The sequence below is a fragment of the Psychrobacter sp. CAL346-MNA-CIBAN-0220 genome, from assembly GCF_040309805.1.
Lineage (GTDB): Bacteria > Pseudomonadota > Gammaproteobacteria > Pseudomonadales > Moraxellaceae > Psychrobacter.
The window spans coordinates 1-248 of the sequence record NZ_JBEOPF010000593.1; the positions used below are offsets into that span (position 1 = coordinate 1).

The following is a 248-nucleotide window of genomic DNA, read 5'->3' on the forward strand; positions in this document are numbered from 1 at the left end:
AAACAATACCGTTTACTCATCGCAAGATGTGTGGGCGCAACCAGGATCATATTCAAACAATGGTGATGCAGGCGATTTAAACTTTGATAGTGGTGATTCGTTTTCAAAACTATTAAAGGGCACCCATGATCTATCTATCAGTAAAGATAATTATGGTTTGTTTACTCGGTTTATGTATTTTTATGAATTTGAGTTAATGGATGGCGATCGTGCTTATGTAAACCCTACCTCAGGCCAAGGCGTCGATC

The 248-nt window shown here is 38.7% G+C and carries 1 protein-coding gene; it reads left to right on the plus strand.

Annotated features, from left to right (window positions below):
- Positions 1-248 (plus strand): DUF1302 family protein (locus tag AAEY88_RS14930; protein WP_350563649.1); only part of this gene is annotated, 248 nt, incomplete at both ends.